The 23,265-nt window shown below is 66.4% G+C and carries 22 protein-coding genes; 11 read left to right on the top strand and 11 right to left on the bottom strand.

What is annotated here, in order from left to right:
- Positions 1–97 precede the first annotated feature (97 nt).
- The 5 genes from CH302_RS15925 to CH302_RS15905 all read left to right on the top strand — a co-directional run bounded on the left by CH302_RS15925 (position 98) and on the right by CH302_RS15905 (position 4,231).
- Positions 98–532, top strand: a complete 435-nt coding sequence (locus tag CH302_RS15925; protein ID WP_037192848.1) for an SRPBCC family protein — start codon at positions 98–100, stop codon at positions 530–532.
- Between the two features lie 29 nt (positions 533–561).
- The gene (locus CH302_RS15920) at positions 562–1,788 is read left to right on the top strand and encodes an ArsA family ATPase (protein WP_037192846.1); all 1,227 of its coding nucleotides are present in this window, start codon (positions 562–564) and stop codon (positions 1,786–1,788) included.
- A gap of 31 nt (positions 1,789–1,819) precedes the next feature.
- The gene (locus CH302_RS15915) at positions 1,820–2,293 is read left to right on the top strand and encodes a hypothetical protein (RefSeq protein WP_037192843.1); all 474 of its coding nucleotides are present in this window, start codon (positions 1,820–1,822) and stop codon (positions 2,291–2,293) included.
- 55 nt (positions 2,294–2,348) lie between these two features.
- Positions 2,349–3,323, top strand: coding sequence for an ROK family protein (locus tag CH302_RS15910; protein WP_037192841.1), 975 nt, complete (start codon positions 2,349–2,351; stop codon positions 3,321–3,323).
- 179 nt (positions 3,324–3,502) lie between these two features.
- The gene (locus CH302_RS15905; protein ID WP_037192839.1) at positions 3,503–4,231 is read left to right on the top strand and encodes a lysophospholipid acyltransferase family protein; all 729 of its coding nucleotides are present in this window, start codon (positions 3,503–3,505) and stop codon (positions 4,229–4,231) included.
- A 22-nt stretch (positions 4,232–4,253) separates the two neighbouring features.
- On the opposite strand, the gene CH302_RS15900 is transcribed toward CH302_RS15905, so the two are convergent.
- Positions 4,254–5,546 carry a glycosyltransferase 87 family protein gene (locus CH302_RS15900; RefSeq protein ID WP_052047842.1) on the bottom strand — a complete coding sequence of 431 codons (1,293 nt, stop codon included), beginning with the start codon at positions 5,544–5,546 and terminating at the stop codon, positions 4,254–4,256.
- 80 nt (positions 5,547–5,626) lie between these two features.
- Between CH302_RS15900 and CH302_RS15895 the strand changes: the two genes are divergently transcribed.
- Both CH302_RS15895 and CH302_RS15890 read left to right on the top strand, forming a co-directional pair.
- The gene (locus tag CH302_RS15895) at positions 5,627–6,118 is read left to right on the top strand and encodes a polyadenylate-specific 3'-exoribonuclease AS (protein WP_027497365.1); all 492 of its coding nucleotides are present in this window, start codon (positions 5,627–5,629) and stop codon (positions 6,116–6,118) included.
- 45 nt (positions 6,119–6,163) lie between these two features.
- Positions 6,164–7,549 (top strand): class II 3-deoxy-7-phosphoheptulonate synthase, encoded by a 1,386-nt coding sequence (locus CH302_RS15890; protein ID WP_032394396.1) that lies wholly within the window; start codon positions 6,164–6,166, stop codon positions 7,547–7,549.
- Here the strand turns inward: CH302_RS15890 and pknB are convergent, their stop codons facing one another.
- Positions 7,550–9,532 carry a Stk1 family PASTA domain-containing Ser/Thr kinase gene (gene pknB, locus CH302_RS15885; RefSeq protein ID WP_052047897.1) on the bottom strand — a complete coding sequence of 661 codons (1,983 nt, stop codon included), beginning with the start codon at positions 9,530–9,532 and terminating at the stop codon, positions 7,550–7,552.
- 186 nt (positions 9,533–9,718) lie between these two features.
- Here pknB and CH302_RS15880 point away from each other — a divergent pair, with 186 nt between their 5' ends.
- A complete protein-coding gene (locus CH302_RS15880; RefSeq protein WP_037192837.1) occupies positions 9,719–10,090 on the top strand; it encodes an Rv2175c family DNA-binding protein in 372 nt (123 codons plus the stop codon).
- Here CH302_RS15880 and CH302_RS15875 read toward each other — a convergent pair.
- The 4 genes from CH302_RS15875 to CH302_RS15860 form a co-directional block, all read right to left on the bottom strand.
- Positions 10,087–11,052, bottom strand: coding sequence for a phytoene/squalene synthase family protein (locus CH302_RS15875; RefSeq protein WP_037193512.1), 966 nt, complete (start codon positions 11,050–11,052; stop codon positions 10,087–10,089). The genes CH302_RS15880 and CH302_RS15875 overlap by 4 nt on opposite strands.
- An 11-nt stretch (positions 11,053–11,063) precedes the next feature.
- Positions 11,064–12,707 carry an alpha-(1->6)-mannopyranosyltransferase A gene (locus CH302_RS15870; protein ID WP_037192835.1) on the bottom strand — a complete coding sequence of 548 codons (1,644 nt, stop codon included), beginning with the start codon at positions 12,705–12,707 and terminating at the stop codon, positions 11,064–11,066.
- A 157-nt stretch (positions 12,708–12,864) separates the two neighbouring features.
- Complete coding sequence (gene crtI, locus CH302_RS15865) at positions 12,865–14,448, bottom strand: phytoene desaturase family protein (protein ID WP_230596338.1); 1,584 nt, start codon at positions 14,446–14,448, stop codon at positions 12,865–12,867.
- An 11-nt stretch (positions 14,449–14,459) separates the two neighbouring features.
- Entirely contained in the window at positions 14,460–15,518 is a 1,059-nt protein-coding gene (locus CH302_RS15860) for a polyprenyl synthetase family protein (RefSeq protein ID WP_037192833.1), read from the bottom strand.
- Between the two features lie 248 nt (positions 15,519–15,766).
- Between CH302_RS15860 and metF the strand changes: the two genes are divergently transcribed.
- On the top strand, positions 15,767–16,693 hold the full coding sequence (gene metF, locus CH302_RS15855; RefSeq protein ID WP_037192830.1) for a methylenetetrahydrofolate reductase [NAD(P)H]: 927 nt from the start codon (positions 15,767–15,769) through the stop codon (positions 16,691–16,693).
- Between the two features lie 6 nt (positions 16,694–16,699).
- On the opposite strand, the gene CH302_RS15850 is transcribed toward metF, so the two are convergent.
- Genes CH302_RS15850 through CH302_RS15830 form a run of 5 tightly spaced genes read right to left on the bottom strand, consistent with a single transcriptional unit; the run spans position 16,700 to position 21,735 of the window.
- On the bottom strand, positions 16,700–17,869 hold the full coding sequence (locus tag CH302_RS15850) for a glycosyltransferase (RefSeq protein WP_052047841.1): 1,170 nt from the start codon (positions 17,867–17,869) through the stop codon (positions 16,700–16,702).
- On the bottom strand, positions 17,866–18,621 hold the full coding sequence (locus tag CH302_RS15845; protein ID WP_196250558.1) for an LppM family (lipo)protein: 756 nt from the start codon (positions 18,619–18,621) through the stop codon (positions 17,866–17,868). The genes CH302_RS15850 and CH302_RS15845 overlap by 4 nt, the downstream gene beginning before the upstream one ends.
- A 27-nt stretch (positions 18,622–18,648) precedes the next feature.
- Entirely contained in the window at positions 18,649–19,509 is an 861-nt protein-coding gene (locus CH302_RS15840) for a carotenoid biosynthesis protein (protein ID WP_037192825.1), read from the bottom strand.
- A complete protein-coding gene (locus CH302_RS15835) occupies positions 19,506–21,113 on the bottom strand; it encodes a phytoene desaturase family protein (protein WP_082323733.1) in 1,608 nt (535 codons plus the stop codon). Before CH302_RS15835 ends, CH302_RS15840 begins: the two co-directional genes overlap by 4 nt.
- Positions 21,114–21,117: 4 nt before the next feature.
- A complete protein-coding gene (locus tag CH302_RS15830; RefSeq protein ID WP_037192822.1) occupies positions 21,118–21,735 on the bottom strand; it encodes a GNAT family N-acetyltransferase in 618 nt (205 codons plus the stop codon).
- Positions 21,736–21,931: 196 nt separating this feature from the next.
- Here CH302_RS15830 and CH302_RS15825 point away from each other — a divergent pair, with 196 nt between their 5' ends.
- Together CH302_RS15825 and CH302_RS15820 are read left to right on the top strand one after the other, a co-directional pair.
- Positions 21,932–22,387 (top strand): SAV_6107 family HEPN domain-containing protein, encoded by a 456-nt coding sequence (locus CH302_RS15825; protein ID WP_037192820.1) that lies wholly within the window; start codon positions 21,932–21,934, stop codon positions 22,385–22,387.
- Positions 22,388–22,614: 227 nt separating this feature from the next.
- The gene (locus CH302_RS15820; RefSeq protein WP_037192817.1) at positions 22,615–23,052 is read left to right on the top strand and encodes a DUF3040 domain-containing protein; all 438 of its coding nucleotides are present in this window, start codon (positions 22,615–22,617) and stop codon (positions 23,050–23,052) included.
- The last annotated feature ends 213 nt before the right edge of the window (positions 23,053–23,265 follow it).

Genomic DNA, 23,265 nt, shown 5'->3' with positions numbered 1-23,265 from the left:
CGGCGGATCGATCGTGTGAGATAGGCCTGCGCGAGTTCGGCGGTGCAGAAGCGAGCCGAGCTGATCGAAGTACCCGAGAGGAAGCGGACGAGTAGTCATGGCGGAGAAAACCCAGAGGTCGATCGTCGTCGAAGCCCCACCGAGCCGGGTCATGGACGTCATCGCCGATTTCGACGCGTACCCCACGTGGGTGTCGGCCGCGAAGTCCGTCGAGGTCCTCGAAGTCGGCAAGGACGGTCGTGGCAAGCGCGTCAAGTTCGTGCTCGACGCAGGGATGGTGAAAGACACCTACGAGCTCGAGTACGACTGGGCAGCCGACGGCAATTCGGTCTCCTGGAACCTCGTCTCGGGCGAGATGCAGAAATCCCAGAACGGCTCGTACACGTTGCGCGAGTCGGGTAGCGGCACCGACGTGACGTACGAGCTCACCGTGGACCTGAACATTCCGATGATCGGTCTGTTCAAGCGCAAGGCAGAAAAGGTCATCACCGACACTGCGCTCAAGGAATTGAAGAAGCGGGTCGAAGGCTGAGCGAAGCTCGCACCGAAGCCCGCACCACGGTGTTGCTGTTTCTCGGCAAAGGTGGCGCGGGTAAGACGACGCTGGCGGCTGCGTCGGGGCTGCGACTCGCCCAGGCCGGTGAGCGGGTGCTGATCGCCTCCGTCGACCAGGCGCACTCGCTGGCCGACGCGTTCGCGGGGGACGCCGAGGCCGAGGACCCGTCCGGTGTTCGTTCGATCGCGCCCGGCCTGGACATCGTCGAGATCGACACGTTGGCGTTGCTCGAAGCGCGGTACCGGGGGCTCGGCTCGCTGATGGCCGTGGCGTCCGCCGGACACGAACACGGGGTGAGCTTCGGGGCGATCGAACCGGAGGAGCTGCTCGGTCTCCCCGGAGTCGAAGAGTTGCTCGGAATGCACGAGATCGGCCGTCTTGCCGACGAGAATCGCTGGGACACAGTAATAGTCGACCTGCCCGCATCGGCGGATGCCCTACGCATGCTGCAGTTGCCCGACACCATCGCCGCGTACGTCGAGCGGATCTGGCCTCTGCACGCACGGATGGTCGCCGGCACCGGTTCCGATGTACGTCTGACCCTCGTGGTGGCGATGATCGAGCGAATCCTCGCGCAGGTCGACTCCGTACGGTCCCTGATCACCGACTCCGCCCGAACGGGCGCGACCGTGGTCGTCACCGCCGAACAACTTTCGGTCGTCGACGCGGAACGAACACTGTCGGCAGCTGCTCTGCTCGGAATCAGAATCGATCGTGTTCTGGTCAACCGAATCCTGCCGAAGCTCAACGCGTCGTCGATCGGTCTGGTGGGCGCTCATCCGGCCGTGTTCTGGTTCGAGAGGTGGCGGGCGGCGCAGCAAGACGCAGTCGCCGAGCTGCGCCGACGCATCGGCACGGTGCCGATCGTGGAGGTGGAGCACGCTCCCGGCGAACCGGTAGGGTTGGGACCCTTGCAAGATGTGGCCGATCGCCTCGAACCGGACTCCCTCGAACGGCGCGCGCCGGGCTGGGGTGAGCAGCCTTCGGTTGTGCTCGAGTCGGGTCGCGGACTCGAATCCGTGTACGCGATGAGAATGCTTCTGCCGGTGGTGGATTCGACGACCTTGGGCCTGGGGCGAGTGGAGGACGACTTGATAGTGAGTGCCGACGGGAGGCGACGGCGCATCAGACTGGCGTCGGTGCTGCGTCGGTGCGTCGCGGACTCCGCCGAACTCGACGGACCGTGCCTGGTGGTGCGTTTCCGTCCGAACCCCGACGTGTGGCCACTGTGACTCCTACAACCCCGACGGCCGGGGTGTGTCGATGAACTCGGACCATTCCGAGCTGGGGGCGGACCTGCTGGCCCTGGCCGAGACCGTGTTGACGCGACTGGAGCCCATCCTGCGTCGCGTCGCCGAGACACAGCAGGATCGTGACCAACAGGGATGCAGTTGGTGCCCGGTCTGCGCACTCGCGGCGCTGGTGCGCGGGGAGCGCCACGATCTCGTCGAACTCGTGGCCTCCGAGAGCGCCGTGGTGATCGCGCTGTTGCGTCAGTTGCTCGCCGATCACACGACCTCCGGGGCCACGCACTCCGCAACGCAGGCTCCGCCCGCCCCGTCGTCGCCCGGAACCGCGGCCGAACCCGGGCCCGGCAGTGCCGGTGCCCCCTCGGACCCGGCAGAGGTCGCGGACGTGTCGATGGACACGAAATCACAGGACGACCGCCCCGCGTCGTTCGTTCCGATTACCGTTCGAGTGAAGAATTCGCGTTCGGACGAGCAGGAGCGTCCGTGATCGACGCGACTCGGGTGCAGGCCGCGTGGGGGGCGGCCGAGGAAGGCATGAACGAATGAAGCGGCACCACCAGCGACTGACGGTCGGCATCGACGTGGGCGGGACCAGCCTGCGCGCGTCCGTCGTCGACGAGGACGGTCAGGTGCTCGACTCGACGGCCGCTCCCACCCCGCACACTGCTCGCGCGCTCGAACGCGGTCTGGATCGGGCCGTGCAGGAGCTGGCCGGGCGACACGACATCGCGGCAGTCGGGCTCGCCGTCGCCGGGTTCATCGACTCCGACCGCACGACGGTTCTCTTCGCCCCGCATCTGCCGTGGGTGAACACTCCGGTGGCGACGGAAATGAGCATGCGCATCGGTCTGCCGGTGTTGCTCGAGCACGACGCCAATTCGGCGGCATGGGCCGAGTATCGCTTCGGTGCCGCGTCCGGTGGCCGCAACGTGGTGATGGTTGCTATCGGTACCGGCATCGGTGCGGCGCTGCTGATCGACGGCAGGATCTATCGGGGTAGCCACGGCGTGGCACCGGAACTCGGTCACATCCAGGTCGTGCCGGACGGCCGGGCCTGTCCCTGCGGCAAGCGCGGTTGTTGGGAGCGGTACTGCAGCGGTACTGCTCTGGTGGACACCGCGGTCGAGTTGCTGGCGGCGGACCCGGCGTCCTCGACGACCCTGGCACGTGAGGTGTTCCTCGACCCGGGTTCGTTGACCGGCCGCCGGATCGCCAGTGCTGCGCACGAGGGTGACTCGATCGCCCGCCGCACCATGGAAGACTTCGCCCAGTGGCTCGGCGTCGGGCTCTCGATGGTCAGCGACGTGTACGACCCGGATCTGATCGTGTTGGCCGGTGGAGTGGCGACGTCGTCGAGTCAGTTCCTGGCGCGCGCGACCGACAAGTACGCGGAGCTGGTGACCGGTGCGGGGCACCGACCGCTGGCCCGAATTCGCAGTACTCAACTCGGTGAGGCAGCAGGCATGATCGGGGCCGCGGAGTTGGCCCGGGCGCAGTTCGTCACCGGGGTCCGCTGACTGTTCTTCGCTCACTTCCTGTGACCTCTGTCCCCGTGTCGGCGATGATGTGGCTGGTGTCATAAACCGTGGGTACAGTTCACTACGCGGCACGGTTCGAGGACGCACGGCCGCAGTCGATTCGCTTCAGGGCGAGGCGGCACCAAACGAATTCCGGACCATCATCAGGGAGCATGTCAATGTGGTACTGGCTGGTTAAGTACATTTTCGTCGGCCCCCTTCTCATCGCCCTGGGTCGGCCCACGATCGAGGGTGCGGAGAACATCCCGACGGAGGGTCCGGTCATTCTGGCCAGCAACCACAAGGCCGTTCTCGATTCGTTCTACCTCCCGCTCAAGACGCCTCGCCGCATCACCTTCCTCGCCAAGAGCGAGTACTTCACCGGACCGGGGCTCAAGGGCGCGTTCCAGAAATGGTTCTTCACCGCGGTCGGGCAGGTGCCGATCGATCGCACCGGAGCCGACGCGGCACAGGACGCGCTCAACGCAGGCGTACGCGTGATCGAAGCAGGCAAGGTTCTCGGCATCTACCCCGAGGGCACGCGGTCACCCGACGCGCGGCTGTACAAGGGCAAGACCGGGATGGCGCGTCTGGCATTGCAGACCGGAGTTCAGGTGATCCCGGTCGCGATGATCGGTACCGAGAAGATGAACCCGATCGGTTCGCGCGTGTGGCGTCCGGCGAAGGTCACCATCCGGATCGGAAAGCCCATCGACTTCTCTCGCTTCGAGGGCATGGCAGGCAATCGTTTCGTCGAGCGTGCCGTCACCGACGAGGTGATGTACGACCTGATGTTGCTCTCCGGTCAGGAGTACGTGGACGTGTACGCCGCATCTCTGAAAAAGGCTGCACCCGAGGCGGAGTCGGCTCCGACCGCGCAGCGTATCCCGGATTCCAAGGCCAGCTGATCCTGTTCGGCCCGCGTCGCGATCACTGCGCGGCGCGTGTACCGACTGTCGCGTTCGTTCGCTCGGACCACGTGATCGCGGCCGTGGCGACGATCGAGGCGAGCGCCCACCACACGTAGCCCGAGGCAGCGAACTGATCGACGAGCGGCCAGCCCAGCCCGCTCCATCGACCCTCGCCGAGCTTCCAGTGCGGCGGGTAGAGCATCAACGCCAGCCCGACGGCCACCAGAGTCGCCAGCAGCGCACTGCGGCGGCGGTAGCCCAGTACGGCGAGCACGACGACGAACGGGATGGCCCACACCCAGTGGTGTGACCAGGAGACCGGCGACACCAGCAGTCCGAACATGGCGTTGATCGTCAGCGCGAGCGCAGTCTCGCCTGCGGCGAACGCCTTTCGCATCGCCACCGCCGCGATGGCGAGCACCACCACCGACAACGCGAGCCACAGGATCGACCGGGGTAGTTCGTCCAACCCGAGCCGCGCGAGCACTCCGGTGATCGACTGATTGGGCGGGTAGGCCGGGCCGCCGATTCGGTCGGAATCGACGATCGTCTCGGTCCAGTACTTCACCGAGTCCGACCACGTCAGCGCGAAGCCGATCGCGGTGAACACCGCAAAACTCAGTACCGACACCACTGCTGCGCGAAAGTCCTTGCGCAACAAGAAGAACAGTACGAACACTGCGGGGGTGAGCTTGACGGCGGCCACGAGACCGATCAGCACACCTCGGGGCCACGGCGTCTTCTTCGGCAAGCAGTCCAGTGCAACGAACGCCATCAACACGATGTTGATCTGTCCGTAGTTCAGCGTCGAGGTGACCGGCTCGAGGAGCAGCACGGCCACGGCGAACACAGCTCCGGCAGACCACCACACGAGCGTGCGGGGACGCAGTCCGAGCGAGGTGAGGGTCACCACGACGGTCACCAGCAGCAAGAGCATGGACAGCACGGTGACCGCGATCGAGGCGGCGTACAGCGACACCGACGACAGCGGGCTGAAGATCGCCGCGGCGATCGGGGGATAGGTGAACGGCAGCGTCGTACCGGTCGCGATCGGTGGCAGCTGACCGTAGAGATCCCCGCCCTCGGCGAACACCTGCCCGCCCAGTCGATACACGTCCAGATCGAGACGGTAATGCTCACCGATCGTCCGCAGCCCCGGAAAGCCGTTGAGATGGAACAGCACACCGACGACGGCACCGATCAGAACGAGGACCCTGCTCGACGTCACCGCCCAACTCGGCCACCGGCGTCGCGTCGGCGCGGCCGGCTCCGATGCTTCGGCGACCGGACGGTTGGAGTCGGGCGAAGTCACTGGCGTTCCCTTTCAGGGCTCTTCGGATCGGGGCTACCGGTACGTGGGGGACGTGTCGGGGACGCGCTAGGGTGAGCCGCGTGCGCTACTTCTACGACACAGAGTTCATCGAGGATGGTCGCACAATCGAGTTGGTCTCGATCGGTGTGGTGTCGGAGGACGGTCGCGAGTTCTATGCGGTGTCCTCCGAGTTCGACCCCGAGCGCGCCGGCCGCTGGGTTCGACGCAACGTGCTTCCCAAGCTGCCACCGTACTCGTCGCCGCTGTGGATGAGCCGGTCCCGAATCCGAGACGAACTGCTGGAATTTCTCGTTCCGCATTACGGTGCCGAGGTCGAATTGTGGGCGTGGGTGGCGGCGTACGACCACGTGGCCCTCTGTCAGCTGTGGGGCTCGATGACCGAGTTGCCGCGTTCGTTGCCGCGGTTCACTCGTGAGCTGCGTCAACATTGGGAGGATCGCGGCAGTCCCGAGCTGCCGTCGGTTCCCGACGATGCTCACGACGCCCTGGCCGACGCGCGGCACAATCTGGCGAAGTTCCAGGCGATCGAGGAGTACTCGTACCGCGGGTGAACACCCGTTGTCCTGCGGCTTCGGCGGTGCGAATATCCTGTAGCGGTGAACTGGACTGTCGACGTACCCATCGATCGCTTGCCCGACCTGCCGCCGTTGTCACCGACGCTGCGCTCTCGATTGGACGATGCGTTGGCCAAGCCGGCTGCGCAGCAACCGCAGTGGGATCCCGAGCATGCTGCCGACATGCGCAAGGTGCTCGAGAGCGTTCCCCCGATCACCGTCGCCGGTGAGGTGGAGGCGTTGTCGGACAAGCTCGCCGCCGTCGCTCGCGGTGAGGCCTTCCTGCTGCAGGGTGGCGATTGCGCCGAGACCTTCGTCGACAACACCGAGCCGCACATCAAGGGCAACATCCGCACGCTGCTGCAGATGGCGGTGGTGCTCACCTACGGCGCGAGCATGCCGGTGGTCAAGGTCGCCCGCATCGCGGGGCAGTACGCCAAGCCGCGTTCGTCGAACATCGACGCGCTCGGACTGCAGTCCTACCGCGGCGACATGATCAACTCGCTCGTCGCCGACGAGAGCGTCCGCGGCCACGATCCGTCGCGACTGGTGCGCGCCTACGCCAACGCGAGTGCAGCGATGAATCTGGTCCGCGCACTCACCGGTGCAGGCATGGCGGATCTGCACAAGGTGCACGACTGGAACCGCGAGTTCGTCGCACAGTCGCCCGCCGGTGCCCGCTACGAGGCGCTCGCGGGGGAGATCGATCGCGGACTGCGCTTCATGGATGCCTGCGGCGTCTCGGACCCCAACCTGCACACCGCGCAGATCTTCGCCAGCCACGAAGCACTCGTTCTCGACTACGAGCGCGCGATGCTGCGCCTGGACAACACCGACGATCACCCCAAGCTGTACGACCTGTCCGCACACTTCCTGTGGATCGGCGACCGCACCCGCCAACTCGACGGGGCGCACATCGCGCTGGCCGAGCTGATCTCCAACCCGATCGGTCTCAAGATCGGGCCCACGACCACGCCCGAGATGGCCGTCGAGTACGTCGAGCGGCTCGACCCGACCAACAAGCCGGGACGTCTGACGCTGATCTCGCGCATGGGCAACGGCAAGGTGCGCGACATCCTGCCCGCCATCATCGAGAAGGTGCAGGCCACCGGCCACCAGGTCATCTGGCAGTGCGATCCGATGCACGGCAACACGCACGAGGCCTCGACCGGCTACAAGACGCGTCACTTCGACCGCATCGTCGACGAGGTGCAGGGATTCTTCGAGGTGCACAACGGCCTCGGAACGCATCCGGGCGGAATTCACGTCGAACTGACCGGCGACAACGTCACCGAGTGCCTCGGCGGTGCCCAGGACATCTCGGACCTCGACCTCGCAGGCCGCTACGAGACCGCCTGCGACCCGCGTCTGAACACGCAGCAGAGCATCGAGCTGGCGTTCCTCGTCGCCGAGATGCTCCGCGACTGATCAGGGCAGCGACACGACCATGACCTCGGAGCCCGGTTCCACCCGAGAACCGGCTCCGGGGCTCTGGGTGATGACCAGAGACCCGTCGGTGTCCACCACCTGACGGACGTCGATCGTCAGACCCAACGTCGCGAGCGTGCTCCGGGCCGAGCCGACCGACCGACCCAGCAACGACGGCACGGTGACGGCGTTGGACACCTCGAGCACCGCGGTGGACCCGGACCTCACCGTCTGACCGGCTTCCGGTGTGGTTGCGATCGCCTTGCCGCCATCGGTGTCCTCGTCGAAGGTCTCGCGAACCTCGCCGACGGTGATGCCCACCGATTCCAGCGTCGTTCGGGCCTGGTCGACGCTCTGCCCGCGTACGTCGGGTACCTCGACCGGCGGTGCCCCCTTGCTGCGCAGCACCGTGACCGAGCTTCCCGTCGTCAGCACCGTGCCGGGCGGTGGGTCCAGTGCTGCGACCCCGCCGATCGGAGCGGACGTGCTGAAGGCCTCGCCGCCGTCGACGGGCGTGAACGTCCGGTCTCGCAGCTGTTGTTCCATGTCGTCGACGGATGCGTCCGTGTCGATAGAGGGAACGGTGGGGCGGCCCAGCGACACCAACAGAAACACCGTGTCGCCCTTGGCGATTCGCGATCCGCCGGTGGGATCGGTGCCGATGAGAAGGTCGGTGTCCACCGAGTCGGAGTACGTTCCGCGCACAGCCGACTCGAGACCTGCGGCTTCCACGGCGCTCGTGGCACCGGTGGTGTCGAGCCCGTCCACCATCGGGACTGCGGTGTAACGACCCGAGCCCATCCACCATCCGCCGAAGCCGACCAGTACGGCGAGCAGGGCGACAACGAGCAGCCAGACGACGATCGCTCGGCGCGAGCGTTGGCGATCGGCGTCGAAATCGGGGAACTCGTAGTGCCTTCTGCCGGTCGGGGGTGGCCCGGCGGGCGGCGGATCGGTGATGTCGGAGCCGTGGTCGATGCCTCGGGACGTGGGCGAGGTGACCACTCGGGTGTGCTGCACCCCGTCTCGAGGGGGCTGGGGCGGCGAATTGTCCACGACCTGGGTGCGAGCGGCCGGCGGACGGCCGCCTGCGACCGTCGTCGGTGCGCCGGCTGCGGCCGAGCTCAGATGTTCGGCCGAGCGCTTGGGCGCGGGCACTCGGTACTCGGGCAGCGCGAGCGCCGACGCGGCAGCGCGCAGAGCGCGGGCCATGTCGTCGGCATTGCGGTACCGGTGTTCCGGGGCGCGAACGGTGGCGCGTTGGACCACCTCGTCGAATTGCGGGGGTACGCCCGCGATGAGAGTGGAAGGGAGCGGTACGTCGTTGTCGATGCGCTGGTAGGCGATGGACAGTGAAGTATCGCCGGTGAACGGTGTGCGTCCGGTCAGTAGCTCGAACAACACGACACCGACGCCGTAGACGTCGCTGCTCGCGGACGCGGAGCCGGTGGTGACCTGCTCGGGAGACAGGTACGCGGCGGTGCCCAGAATCACACTGCTCGACGTCACGGTGGAGGCTGCGATGGCTCGGACGAGACCGAAGTCGGCGATCTTCACGTCGCCGTCGTCGCTGATCAGAATGTTCTCGGGCTTGATGTCGCGGTGCACCAGACCGGCTCGGTGGGCCACTGCGAGCGCATCGAGAACCGGTCGGATGACGGCCGCTGCAGCGTGCGGGGGCATCGGTCCACGCTCGCGCAGTAGTTCACGCAGAGTTCCGCCCTCGACGAGTTCCATGACGAGGAAGGCGTGTTCGCCGTCGCGCCCGTGGTCGTAGACGGCGACGAGGCCGGGGTGACTGAGCCTGGCCACGGCCCGAGCCTCGAACTCGAAGCGCTGGACGAACTGCGGGTCCTCGGCGAACTTCGGGTCCATGATCTTCACCGCGACGGGGCGGTCGAGCCTGGTGTCGAGTCCGCGGTAGACCGTCGACATACCGCCGCGCGCGATCGGTGCGTCTATTCGGTACCGACGATCGAGCATCGAACCCGGTATCACCGAACCTCCCCTCGTCGTCCATTGATTTCCGGCCTTCGGTGCCGGATGCTGAAGTCGATCGTATCGGTGCCGGAGATGCCGACCGACGATCATGGATCGTGTCCTCGGTCCCGACCGACCCGGATTCTGCGCTTTTGAAGTCTGGACGCCGGACCCGTTAACGTTACCTGCGTGAGTGCCATTCCCTATGCCGACGACGTGCTCGATCCGTCGGTGTCTTTGCTGCAGTTCGCCGATGTCGCGAAGATCCTCGACATCCCCAAGACCCGCGTCGAACAGCTCGTCCGAGATCGCCAGTTGCTCGCCCTGAAGCGTTCGCGCGTGCCCGGTGTGCCGGAGCAGTTCCTCGACGCGAGCAAGGGCACCATCGTCAAGGGGCTTCCCGGTCTGCTGGCCGTGCTGCACGACGGCGGTTACGAGGACGAGGAAATCCTGCGGTGGCTGTTCACCGAGGACGAGAGCCTGCCCGGTGCACCTGTCGCCGCTCTGCACGGCGACCTGATGCGCGAAGTGATCAGACGCGCACAGGCGATGGCCTTCTAGCGAACCGTTGCGCGCTTCCAGCCGGTGACGGCGAACTGCGGAAGCGCGATGCGCGCTCGGGTCAACTGCGGCACCGTCGCGCGTTGGGAGAGCACGCGGTAGCCCTGTGACTCGACCTCTGCGAGGATGCGGCCGTACAGGATCGACGCCGTGCGCATCGACGGTCGCACTCGCGGATCCAGCATCTCGATGCCCGCATCGGACGTGCGGTAGATCGAGCGGGTGACGGCGATCAGGTGCGCGAGAGCGCGGGTGACCCTGGCATCGACATTTCCCGTGGTGCGGCACCATCGAAGAAGTTCTTCGTCGACGCCGAACGCCGCGAGTTCGTCGGTGGGCAGGTAGATGCGGTCGCGATCGAGGTCCTCACCCATGTCTCGGATGAAGTTGGTGAGCTGGAACGCCTCGCCGAGGGCTGCGGCGGGCGGCTCGGCCTCCGACCGCTCGACGACGGTTCCCAGGATCGGCAACATCTGCAGTCCGATGACCGCAGCGGAGCCGTACATGTACTCGCGCAACTGCTCCATCGTGCGGTAGCGGGAGACGAACATCGGGCTTCCCGGAATGTCCATGCGCATCGAGTGCATGAACGCGAAGAAATAGTCGTGCGGAATGTCGTAGCGCGCCACGGTGTCGCACAACGCGCTCAACACTCGATCGGACACGCTGTCGGACAACGGTTTTCCCGCCAACGCGTCGCGCACCCGGGATTCGATCACGTCGAGTTCGACGATGCGACGGGCGTTGAGCTCGTCCGACCCCACGGCGATGTCGGTGCCCTCGAGGTCGACGATGTCGTCGACCATCCGGGCGAACCCGTACAGCGCATGCACGCCTGCGCGCTTGTCGGTGGGGAGCAGGCGTGTGGCGAGGAAGTACGTCTTGCCGTGCTGGGCGTTGAGTTCGCGACAGATGCGGTATGCCTCGTGCAGCTCCGGATCGATACCGTCCAGTTCTTTCATCACGTGGGCCTTCATGATGTGGATTCGTCTCCGGTCGGTTCCGTTGCTGGGGTCCTGGGCGCGTTCGGCACGGCACGGTGTTCCCTGGACCGGTCCGATCGTAAACGCAGCGGATCGACGCGCGTCAGGGCCAGAGCCGCGACGACCGCGGCGAAGATCGCCAGTGCGACGTGCCCGAAGGTGTACAGGCCGATCGATCCATCGGGTTGGAAGACGAGCATGAGCCACGTCGACAGACCCGTCAGGATCATCAGGGTCGTGCGCGAGAGTGCGAAGCCTGCGGCGATCGCCAACGGCCACGAGTAGTACCAGGGCAGGGCTGCGGGGGAGAGGACGACGGTGGCCACCAGGGCGATCAGGATGCCCTTGACCGCATCGCGTTCTGATCTGCGACCCAACCACCAGGCCACCGCGAGAACGACCACCAGTGCGATCGCGCACAGCAGACGGGTGACGTCGAGAACGGGTCCGAGGCGCAGATCGAGGAACCATGATGTGCTGACGGTCACCAGGTGCGCCAGGATCGTGGGGAGCGAGAGCCAGTTGATGATCTTGGCCGATCCGGAAAGAGCGGTCAGCCAACCGATTCCGACTCCGGCGATCACCGATGCCACGGCGAACACGGCGACGAAGACGGCGGCTCCGATTCCTGCGGTCTTGACGAATGCCAGGCCGGGCGCCATCGGCGTTCGACCCTCCGCCCGCGCCTTCTCACGCAGATGGATCATCCAGATCCACACCAGAAAAGGCAGCGCCAGGCCTGCTGTGGCCTTGATCGCCACCGCGATCGCGACCAGTGCGATGCCGCCCACGTGCCTGTGCTCGAGCGTCAGCACGATCCCCGCGGTCATCAGGCCGACCATGAGCAACTCGTTGTGCACTCCGCCGATCAGGTGGATCAGCACCAGAGGGTTGAGGACGGCGAGCCACACCGCGGTGGTCGCTCGGCCGCCGAGGTGCTTCGCCAGCCGCGGAACCGCCCACATCATCAGTGCCAGACCGGGCAGCATCGTCAGGCGCAGCAGCATGGTTCCGGCGATGACGTTGTCACCGGTCAGGCTGGTGATTCCGCGACCGAGCAGCAGGAACAACGGGCCGTAGGGCGCAGTGGTGGTGGTCCAGACATTGCTGACGTTGTCGAGTAGAACTCCCGGATTGGCAACGGGTCCAACGGCATACGGGTCGAATCCGTCGCGGAGCAGTGCGCCCTGCGCCAGGTAGGAGTACGCATCGCGGCTGAACATCGGCACCGACAGCAGCAGCGGTGCGGTCCATGCCGGGACGACCCAGCGCAGTTCGCCCACGGTGGTGCGGCCGTGCAGGGTCGCGCGGCCGAGCCGAACCCATGCGGTGATCATCAGCAGTACGCCGACCCACACGATGATGGTCGAGAGTACGAATCCGTGACCGAATCGCAGCCACGACAGGTGCATCTCCTCGAGCAACGGATCGCGTCGGCGCACACTGCCCGCGCCGAATCCACCGAACACGATGCAGACAGCACCGACCACACCGAGCAGTGCGGCTTTGCCCTCGGGACTGCGCAGGAAATTGCCCGTTGCGGTCAGTCTGGACGGTCGTCGCGAAGCCGAGGGCGGGGGGCCGCCGTCCGACGATCGATCCTCGGAGGTGGAGTGCGACGAGATCGAAGACATTGCCGCCTGCTCCTCCTCTGCAACGAGTTGTGGGTCGAGATCTGTACGCCGGACGATGGTTCACGCCGATCACCGAACGATCATGGTCGCAGCAATGAGCGCGACCGGCAAACGATCGCGCTCAGCTTAGTTGGTCGACGCAGTGAATCGAACGAACCTACCGTCCGGTGGGCCCCGTCACCCGCTCTGCGGCGAGCTTTCCGGACACCAGAACAGTGGGAACGCCCACTCCCGGCGTGGTGCCCGAGCCTGCGAGAACCACGTTGTCGAGCCCGGCGACCATGTTCTTGCGTCGGAACGGCCCGGTCTGCCTGAACACGTGGGCGGACGAGAACGGAGAGCCCTCGATCATGCCCTTCTGCGCCCAGGTCTCGGGTGTGTCGATGTGATCGAGCGTGAAGCCGTCGAGCAGACCTTTGTATCCCCGAGCTTCCAGCGTCGTCAGGATCTCGGTGAGGTACGGCTGCGCCAGCTCGCCCCACGGCAGTGGAGCACTGTCGAGGTTGGGGCACGGTGCGAGGATCGACACCGGCTCGCTGCGCACTCCGCCACGCACCACTTCGAGATCGGGATCGCTCACCGACGGTCGGGTGATGAGCAGGGACGGATCGGCCATCAGGGATCCCTTGCCCGATCGTGCGGTGATGCGGCGGAAGGTCTCGGCCCATTCGTCGCCGAAGTCGATGGTGTGGTGCGCGCGGGCCGGCCACGTCGCCGTCAGCTCGACGGGAACGGTTCCGTGCGCGACGACCGCCGACGGTGACACCACGCCGTACCCGTTCCGTCGGCCCTTCTTGGACACCGACGCTCGGTCGAGCAGTCGATCGACCACGGGCAGGTCGGCAGTGAGAACGAGTGCGTCGCAGGCGATTCGACTGCCGGCTGCGGTGACGACGGAGTCGGCACGACCTCGGTCGACGGTGATGTCGACGATCTCGGTGCCGAGTTCGAGCGTGCCGCCTGCGGTGACGAACGCGTCGGCCATGGCCTTGGCGATGGCCGCCATGCCGCCTTCGGGGAAGAACACCCCGAGGGAGGTGTCCATGTGTGCGATCGCTCCGTAGACCGCAAGGGCCTTCTGGGGTGCCATGCCAGCGTAGAGCGCCTGGAACGTGAACACGCGGCGTAGGCGGGTGTCCTTCAGGAACTTGTCGACGCGGGGCCCGAGACGGCCGAAGCCGCCCAGCTTCGTGAGCGTCGCGGTGTCGGAGATCGCAGCTTTCGATCCCACGAGATCGAGCGGTGAATCGAAGTTCGAGTCGATGAAGCGGTCGAACTCGGCGTCGAAGATGTCGGCGAGCCAGCGCCGCAGTTCGCGATATCCCTGCGCCTCGGCGGGGCCGCAGGTGCGTTCCACCTCGGCCGCCATGGCTTCTGGATCGGAGTAGACGTCGATGGACGTGCCGTCGGCGTAGCGCGTGTGATAGGACGGCGACAGTGTGGTCAGTCGAATCGGCGGCGTGGTCGACTCGAAGTCCGCACCCACGGCGGCGAGCGCCTCGAGCACCAGGTTCGGCATCGTCAGCACGCTCGCACCGTTGTCGATGTCGTACAGGTGCGATCCGTCGGCGTCCGATACCGGGTACACCCCGACTCGGCCGCCCACGGTCTCGTCACGCTCGACGATGGTGACTTTCTTGCCTGCTCCCAGCAGATGCAGACCGGCGGCCAGGCCGGCCAATCCCGCTCCCACGACGACGACGGTGTCGGTGGTGCCGGAGACCGTGCGGATCGAAGACATGACGCTCTCTTTCAGTACTGCCGTTGGATGGCGGCGGTTGCCATGGCGCGCAGGTGCGCCGCAGCGACCGGTTCGATCGAACTGTTGTCGAGGGCTGCGACGGCCCGGGTCCCGAGCTCGTCGATCTGCTTCTCGACCGCGTCCACTGCGCCGAGTTCGACGAGAATGGAACGGATGTCGGCCACTTCGTTCGCGTCGAGTTCGGTTCCGAGGCTGGCCCTGATCGTGGCTGCACGATCCGGCCGGGTCTCGTCCGCCTTCTGCAGTGCCAACGCGATCAGCACGGTGCGTTTGCCCTCGGTGATGTCGTCGCCCGACGGTTTGCCGGTCACCTCGGGATCACCGAACACTCCGAGGAGGTCGTCGCGCAGCTGGAACGCGATTCCGATGTCTGCACCGAAGTTGCGGTAGGCCGAGATCAGGTTCTCGTCGGCATCGGCGAGAGCTGCGCCCAGATGCAGCGGCCGCTCGACGGTGTACGCAGCTGTCTTGTAGCGGTTGACGCGCATCGCAGCCTCGACACTCTCGTCGGTGCCTGCCTCGGCTTCGATGTCGAGCAACTGGCCGCCGAGAACCTCGGTGCGCATCGCCGACCACACCGGCTGGACTCGCCGCGCGGCATCGGCGTCGATACCGGACTCGCGCAGTAGATCATCGGCCCAGCACAGGGCGAGATCGCCGACGAGGATGGCTGCCGATTCACCGAAATGGTCCGCGTCACCGGACCAGCACGCGTCCCGGTGGCGCTGGGCGAAGCCGACATGCACCGTAGGGAAACCACGTCGCGTGCTGGAGGAGTCGATGATGTCGTCGTGGATCAGGGCGCAGGCCTGGATCAGTTCGAGAGCCGAACACGCCCGCAGCACTGCTTCCGCACGGGCACCGGTGGATTCACCGCCTGCACCGAGCCACGCGGTCCAGGCGAACGCGGGGCGCATGCGCTTGCCGCCACGAAGCACGAACGCCTCGAGATCGGCCACCGCAGCGGGATAGCCGCCGCCCACGGTGTCGACTACACCTCGGCGTGAGGCGAAGAACTCGGCGAGGGTCGCATCGACGGCCGTGCGCATCGCCTTGGGGTCGTTCGCGGCGGCGGGTGTGTCGACTACGGGCGAAGAAAAGTCTCCGGACAGGACAATCCTCCAAGGTTGCTGTGGATTACATGAATTCTGAATCCCACAGTAATGGCCGTGCAAGCCCTGGACCGACGTGCAGCGAACATCTTTCGTCAGGGAGGCCCGACGGGCTTCGTTGGGGCGCGACCTATGATCTCCGGGTGAGCGAAGATTCCGTCAGGGGGCGGTCGAGTCGAGGATTCGTGACGAGGACACCGTCCATCGTCGACCGACTACGGACAGAACCCGAGGCCAGGATCCCGTTCTCGGTAGAGTTCTCGCCTCCACGAGACGAGGCCGCCGAGGCCAGGCTGTGGCGGGCGGTTCGTGAGTTCGAACAACTTCAGCCGGCATTCGTGTCGATGACCTACGGCGCAGGCGGTTCGACCCGCGATCGCACGGTGCGCGTCACCGGGCAGATCGCCGAGGAGACCACTCTCCTTCCTGTGGCGCATCTCACTGCTGTCTCGCACAGCGTGGACGAGTTGCGATCGATGGTCGGGTCCTACGCGGACCGCGGCATCACCAACATTCTCGTACTGCGCGGAGATCCCCCAGGAGATCCACTCGGCGACTGGGAGAAGCATCCGGACGGAGTCGAGTACGCGGAGGAGCTCGTCCGGCTGGTACGCGATCTCGGCGACTTCCACGTCGGCGTTGCGTCGTTCCCCGAAGGGCACCACCGCGCTGCCGACCTCGAGCAGGACACTCGCTGCCTGGTCGGCAAGTTGCGGGCGGGTGCGGAGTACTCGATCACCCAGATGTTCTTCGATGTGGACGACTACCTGCGCCTACGGGATCGCGTGTGCGCGTTCGACGCCGAGCAGGGTGCCAAACCGATCATTCCCGAGATCATGCCCATCACCTCGCTTCGGTCGGTTCGTCGGATGCTCGAGCTCTCGGGCACGACGCTCCCGTCGCACCTGGACGAGAAGTTCACTCGCGCCGCCGGATCCGGTCCTGAGGAGGACCGCGCCGCCGTCCGCGAGGTGGGCATCGAACTCGCCACGAACATCGGTGAGCGCCTGATCTCCGAGGGCGCGCCCGGATTGCACTTCATCACCCTGAACTTCGCGCGCGCGACGCGTGAGGTGCTGAGCAACCTGGGGCTTGCGGCCGCGCGAGTGTGAGACGGGTCAGGGCTGCGGCGCGGGCATCGGGCGCGACTTCCACGACAGCGCGCCACGACGCCTGCGCACGTGGGATTCCGCGACGAGTCCGACGAACGCGAGAATCGACACCGGGTGCAGTGCCGCGTCGAGTGCGTCGCCCACCCCGAACCGCGACCCCACCTCGCGCCGCCGGGTCGACAACCGAGACACCGTACCGGCGAGGTACCCGGCGAATCCGAGGCGACGCGCGCGACCCGAGGACGTGAGCGCCGTGATCGGGGGCAACACGTACACAGCGGTCAGTGCCAGGGCAGCCGCAGCCGAACCTGCCGGTCCACCGAACTCGTTCCACAGCCACCTGCTGTAGCCGGATCGAAGTTCTGCCGCCGATCGATACATCCGGCAGCGGACGAACCCCGCACCCGACGCCACCGCCGTCGAGAATCCACGCCGACGCAGAGCACGTGCCAGATCGAGGTCCTCGGTCGCGCTCGCGGCGACGCAACCGTGGCCCCCGATGGCGCGATAGGCGGCGGCATCGAAAGCCATGAACTGCCCGCAGGCGACCGCCATCGACGGTGCGAGCGTCGCGTTGCCCAGGAGGACGGGGAGCGTGGACATCCACGACCATGCGAGCAATGGCTGGACGAGTCGCTCGACGGTGCTCTCGGCCAGTTGCTCCGGCCACGGGCACAGCAGGGAAGCGCCACGCCTTCGCAGCATCCGGGCGGCTGCCGCCACGGCCTCCGGTTCGAGTCGCACATCGGCATCGACGAACACGATCAGCGACGTCACCGGGTCGTCCTCGTCGACCAGCCTCGCGAGTTCGGCGCACGCAGCTGCCTTGCCGGTCCAGCCGGCCGGGGGAGCGACACCGGAGGTCACGATGCGAATCCTCGGATCGCCGTCCGCAGCCGCACGGGCAGCGGCCGCCGTTCCGTCGGTCGAGTCGTCGTCGAGAACGATCACTCGCAGATCCGTGCACGATCGTTGCCGCGCGAGATCGCCGATCAGCGCAGGCAGCGTCGCGACCTCGTTACGGGCGGGAATGCAGACCACGACGCGCTCGGTGACGGCCTGCTTCGGGGAGCGCAGGCTCGGCATGAACCGCGAGTTGAACACGGACACCGCGGCTGACGCCGTTGCGAGAACGCTTGCGGTCGCCGTCGTGCGCGCGAGCAAGCCGTCCTTCACGCAGACGTTCTGTCGGTGGAGCTTCCGGACTCGGTACCGCGCGACCCGCGGACCCGCAGCGGTGGATTGCGCGAGACCCACGCCATGGCCCCGACGATGGCCGCGACGCCGACGGTCACGCCGCCCACGATGCCGGCCCAGCCGGCGAAGCTTCGGGTGTTGGGATCGGGATAGTTGACCTCGGCGCGCATCGAGGTGACCTCTCCTGCCGGCAACTTCCACGAAATCGAGTTGTCGCTCTCGCGGGTGCCGTTGGTGGTGCCGATGCGGGCCGGGAACGCGATGGTGAACTGTACGTCCGAACCCTGAGCCGGAACGGAGGACAGATCGGCGTTGCCTGCCAGAGTGACGGTGTCACCGGAGCGCTGCAGCGTCAGCTGGAACGAACCGGCCGCGTTCTGGAAGATCGAGCCGAGGGTCTGCACGTCGCCGAACGAGAGATCGTCGAAGATGGCCTGCGACCCGACGTATCCGTCCTGGCTGTACGGCTCGACGCGAACCTTGTCCTCGATCGAGGAGGGAACCACCAGTTCGGGACCGGTGTCGGAGTCCGATGTCGGCACTGTGGCAGCCACGATCTGACCCGCGACGCGGTCGTTCGCCGACACGCCCATCGTGACCTGCACGCGCAGGCAACCGGCCAGCATCGGCGCGACCAGCAGCGCCAGTGCGACCACCGAGAGAACACGGCGGCGGTGGGTTCGATGAGATGTTCGCGATGTCGACTGCACAGCGACATCGTGCCAGGGCATCGAGGTGATGTCAGTCGGCAGGGGTTGTCAGCGAGGCGTGTCGGTACCGGAGCGATCGACCGTCGCACGCGGCTCGGACCCGAGTGGTCGACCGCGACGGGCATTCCATGACAGACGGACATTCCACAACAGCGGGATACCGACGACGCCCATGACGACGAACCCGTACACCGCCGAGTACCGAAGTTCCGGACCGTCGAGGAACACCGCGTGCGCGAGCGCCGATCCGAGCCACGTCCACAGGAACAACCCGATGGGCACCGTGTCGTCGGATGGCTGTGGGCGACCGACGGCGCGGTCGAGCGATTCCATCACCGCAGCCATCAGCGTGGCCACCACCAGCCAGCCGAGGTAGTTGGTCAGCGGAATCGACGGCACTCCGGGCAGCCCGACGGAACCGGCGGTCCAGGTCCACTGTCCGTCGGTGACCATCTGAGGATCGAGGTAGAGGTCCCAGCCGACCATCCCCACCGCCACTGCCACGATTCGGAGTGCGGTGGCGCGCGCCTGCGTCGTGTCGAGACGGCGAACGACGAAGGTCACGGCGCACCAGATCGGGTAGAACCCGGCCGTCCACGCCAAGGGAACCACGACCGGCACCTCGAACAGGCTCGGGCCCAATCGATTCTGCGCGTAGAAGTACTCGCCGAACGGGATGCCGGTTGCCGTGCCGACGAGCTCGGACGCGAACCCGGTACCTGCGGTCACGACGACGAGAATGGTGGCCCACACGACGCCGCGGTTCAGCGCCGCGTGCAGGATCGACGCGAGCGCGAGCAGGGCCACCACCGCCACCGTCACCACGTCCCTTGTCGATCCCGATACCAGTGGATAGACGATCTGGCAGCCGACAGCGGCGGCAGCCACGACGATCGGCACAACCTTCATTCCCGTTTCCTTCCGAAGAACGTGCGACGGCGGGCTGCGCGGGCGTCGGCGATCGCGATTCGCGCCGCCGACCGACCACTGGCCGCAGTGACCCCTCCGCCGGGGTGGGTCGATGCGCCGGTGAGATAGAGCCCGTCGGCACCGGGGACCCGATGTCCGGCCAGTTGAGGGTGTGGTCGCCACATCATCATCTGGTCCAACGACATGTCCAGGTGCATGATGTTGCCTCCGATCAGACCGAGCTCACGCTCGATGTCCGGCGGCGATTGAACGAACCGATCCAACACCGATCCCGCGAAACCGGGTGCGTACCGGTCCAGTTCGGCCACGATCCGGTCCGCCTCGAACTCGGCCAACGAGCGCTCGCCCGGAACGTTCGATCGCCATTGTCTGCCGTCGGCGAGGGTGTGGGGATGCCACTGCGACCACAGTGAGATCTGGTGCTGTCCCGGCGGCGCGATGGTGGGGTCGAGTGCGCTGAACGACATTCCCAGGACAGCCGGGGTGGGCGGCAGGTCGCCGGCGAGCGCGTGCCCGTGCGCCAACCGCAACTGGCTGCGGTCGCGTACCAGCAGCGCCAGACCGTGGGTGCCGTCCTCGATCCGGTCCGCACTCGGGTACGCCGGTAGGGCGTCGGTGGCCAGCCTGACCGCGGTACCGATCCCGGGCCCCACCCGAATCGTGCTGCGCCACCGGGCGATCTGCGCCGAGTCGTGTCCGCCTGCTTCGAGGAGGTCGAGGGTGGTCACGATGTGGCAGCCGGCCACGACTACACGGCTGTCGATCTCCCGTCCCGACGCGGTCCTGGTGGTCCAGCCGTGTGGCCGGCGTACGAGCGAGGTCACGGCGTCGCCGAGTGTCAGTTCGGCACCGTCGCGCTGCAGCCGAGCGATCATCGCCTCAGTCAGTGCGCCGCTGCCGCCGACCGCGCGGCCCGGCGGAAGGGTGTGCATGAGGGCAGCGAATCCGACCATCGGTGCGGTGCCCGGCTCGGACATCGGCGGACCCGACTGCGCGCCGAACCACGCGAGGGCGGCTTTGAGTCGTTCGCTCGAGAACATCTCGTCCAGCAGGGAATCGCCGGTGGCGAGAAATTCACGCGAGAGCATGCTGCCGCCGTCGGGCGCGCCGAGGCCCCAGAAGGATCGGAGCAGTTTCGGGCCGGTCGGTGGCCCACCGAAGGCGCGCATGGTGCGTTCGCTGCGAGGGCCCCAGACGGAGACGAAGGTGCGGTAGGCGCGCGCGTCGGCTGCGCCGCAGGCGGCGGCGATGGAGTCGCAGGTTCGGTCGAGGTCGCGATGGAAGACGATGCCGCGTTCGTCGGTGTCGACAGCTCCCGGCGCGAAGGCCCAGGGATCGCAGTCGATGTAGCGCAGTCCGAACTCGGCGAGTCCGAGCTCCTCGATGATGCCGGTGTGACGAATCATGATGTGCGCCGACGAACCGCGGTCGACACGGTGGCCGGGAAAGCGTTCCACCGTCGAGACCGCGCCGCCCGCGACGGTGTCGCGCTCGAGAACCTCCACCGACATACCGGCATCGGTCAGATAACAGGCAGAGGTCAGGGCATTGTGGCCGGAGCCCACCACCACAGCATCGATCACGCCTTCAGGCTACTGGCCCGTCGAGAGGCAACCGGCGGCCCAGGACTGCGAAGGGGCGTCGGTCGCCGGCGAAGGTGAAGTCGCGCAGCACGTCCTCGAACCCGAGCCGCCGGTACAGCCGCCAGGCTCGGTTGTCCTCTCCCGCGACCTCCGGTGTGGACAACATCACGTTGTCCGCGGAGACGCCGCCCAGCAGTCGGCTGCACAGTCGTCCGCCGAGCCCGTGGCCCTGAGCGCTCGGGAGGACGTGCAACTCGGTGAGTTCGAAGTAATCGTCGAGCGTGGCCTCGACACTGTGCGGGGAATGCCCCGTGCGCCGCAAGCCGTCGCGCACCTGCTGATGCCACCACTGGTGCGCGGCACCGTGGTAGCCGTATGCGACGGCCACCAGCGAATCCGGCTGGTTCGGGTCGGTGTTCGGGAGCAGTGCACCGACTGCTCGCCAGCCCGGCCGGTGCAGATGTTCGCTCCACATCGGTGCCCTGCTCTGTTCGGTTCCACGCGGATAGCCCATGGCCTCGACGTAGATGGACAGTGCCTCGAACAGCCGCTGGCGGAATTCCGGGGGCGTCAGATCGACCAGGTACGGCGTTGTCTGCGCATCGGTGACGACTGTTCTCAACCTTTCTTCGGCAACTTGTCGGTGGGCACAGCTATATTGAATGTGTCGAACGGGTGTTCGACAATCGGGGCCGAGTGCGCCGGTGGCTTCGGCTCGGATCGTCGAGACGGATTCTCCGGAGTTCGACTGTAAGGCTTCGCCACGGTTCCGGCCGCGTCAGGTACGCGCCGGAGATTCGAACTGGAGGTGTTCGAGTATGACGATCACGAAGGCATTCGATGCCGGAGTGCGGTCGCCGGTGTCGCGTCAGGCTCAGGTTCTGCTGGGTCGAGCCGATGCCCTGCTGTCCGAGTCCATCGGGGAGAGCGACGCCGGAGATCGATTTCTCGGGAGCTACGCCGCCGCGTTGAAAGGTGCGGCAGCTGTGCTGGCGTCGATGCCGAATTCGATCGGAGCACGTCCCCGTTCACGCAGTGCATGGGTGCTGATGGCCAAGGCGGCACCGGATCTCGCTGTCTGGGCCGACTATTTCGCGTCCTTCTCGGCCACGCGGGCCGCGGTCGAGGCCGGCGCGTCGAGCACGATCGCCGATCTCGATGCCGACGATTTTCATCGGCACGTCGGTCGTTTTCTGAACTCGGTCGAGGATCGACTCGGCGGGCAGGCTCGATTCGCGTCCGTCGATCCGATGACTGCACCCTTGTCGGCGTAGCTCACCGAGCTGGACGCCGGGTGACAATCGCCACGTCATACGGTGTTCGCTCGGAGTTTTCGGGACGTCCGTCTCCAAAACTTCGGTGTTTCTCAGGAACACATCGACCGAGTAGGTGGTAAGCGGCCGATTCAGCTCGTATCATCGACAGCAGGTAGCCGCCAAGGTCAGCTTCCCGTCGTTTCGCAACCGAAATGACCTTCAATATCTGTGCAGGGGGAGGTACCGTGCCACTCTCCGAGCACGAGCAGCGCATGCTCGATCAGATCGAGAGCGCTCTCTACGCCGAGGATCCCAAATTCGCGTCTCATGTGAGGGGCGGTCGCGTACGCGCGGCGTCGAGCAGGAGGCGCTTTCAGGCTGCCGCGCTGTTCGTAGTGGGACTCGTGTTGCTCGTCGCCGGTGTTGCGTTGTCGACGAACAGTCTGGCTTTTCTCGTCGTCAGTCTCATCGGTTTTTTGTTCATGTTCGGTGCCGGGGCACTGTTCCTGTTCGGCGGTTCCAACAAGGGAGCCGCAGCGTCGCAGGACGAAGGCAGCACAGCCAACGATGCTGCCGAACCGTCCGGGCGTAGTACCGGGCAGAAATCGAAGGGTGGTCGCAAGGGCGGCAGCTTCAGCTCTCGCATGGAAGATCGTTTCCGTAAGAGGTTCGAGCAGGAGTAGTCGACCGGGTTCGACGGACCGCTACCGGCTCGTCTCCACAACTTCACGCGTCAACGTAGAACAGCATCTCACCTTCGGGTGAGGTGCTGTTGTCGTTTCTGCCCTCGGACGGACGCCGCCGAATCGCCCGTAGCCCTCCGCTTCGCGTCGAGAGCCGGCTCGGTCGTCCCCGCGCACGGGAGTTCTGGGATGCCTCCCCGACATCCCCCCACT

Origin of the sequence: Rhodococcus sp. 15-2388-1-1a, assembly GCF_002259145.1 — a bacterium.
In the GTDB taxonomy this organism is placed as follows: Bacteria; Actinomycetota; Actinomycetes; order Mycobacteriales; family Mycobacteriaceae; genus Rhodococcoides.
Note: the sequence above shows the minus strand (reverse complement) of the source record. Positions and strands in the feature narration are given on the sequence as shown.

Excerpts from the sequence above, each read along its gene's own strand:
- CH302_RS15925 (WP_037192848.1), top strand. The coding sequence starts at position 98 with ATGGCGGAGAAAACCCAGAGGTCGATCGTCGTCGAAGCCCCACCGAGC.
- CH302_RS15915 (WP_037192843.1), top strand. The coding sequence starts at position 1,820 with ATGAACTCGGACCATTCCGAGCTGGGGGCGGACCTGCTGGCCCTGGCC.
- CH302_RS15910 (WP_037192841.1), top strand. The coding sequence starts at position 2,349 with ATGAAGCGGCACCACCAGCGACTGACGGTCGGCATCGACGTGGGCGGG.
- CH302_RS15905 (WP_037192839.1), top strand. The coding sequence starts at position 3,503 with ATGTGGTACTGGCTGGTTAAGTACATTTTCGTCGGCCCCCTTCTCATC.
- pknB (WP_052047897.1), bottom strand. The coding sequence starts at position 9,532 with ATGCTCGATCGTCGGTACCGAATAGACGCACCGATCGCGCGCGGCGGT.
- CH302_RS15875 (WP_037193512.1), bottom strand. The coding sequence starts at position 11,052 with ATGAAAGAACTGGACGGTATCGATCCGGAGCTGCACGAGGCATACCGC.
- CH302_RS15870 (WP_037192835.1), bottom strand. The coding sequence starts at position 12,707 with ATGTCTTCGATCTCGTCGCACTCCACCTCCGAGGATCGATCGTCGGAC.
- crtI (WP_230596338.1), bottom strand. The coding sequence starts at position 14,448 with ATGTCTTCGATCCGCACGGTCTCCGGCACCACCGACACCGTCGTCGTC.
- CH302_RS15860 (WP_037192833.1), bottom strand. The coding sequence starts at position 15,518 with ATGCGCACGGCCGTCGATGCGACCCTCGCCGAGTTCTTCGCCTCACGC.
- CH302_RS15845 (WP_196250558.1), bottom strand. The coding sequence starts at position 18,621 with ATGCCCTGGCACGATGTCGCTGTGCAGTCGACATCGCGAACATCTCAT.
- CH302_RS15840 (WP_037192825.1), bottom strand. The coding sequence starts at position 19,509 with ATGAAGGTTGTGCCGATCGTCGTGGCTGCCGCCGCTGTCGGCTGCCAG.
- CH302_RS15825 (WP_037192820.1), top strand. The coding sequence starts at position 21,932 with ATGACGATCACGAAGGCATTCGATGCCGGAGTGCGGTCGCCGGTGTCG.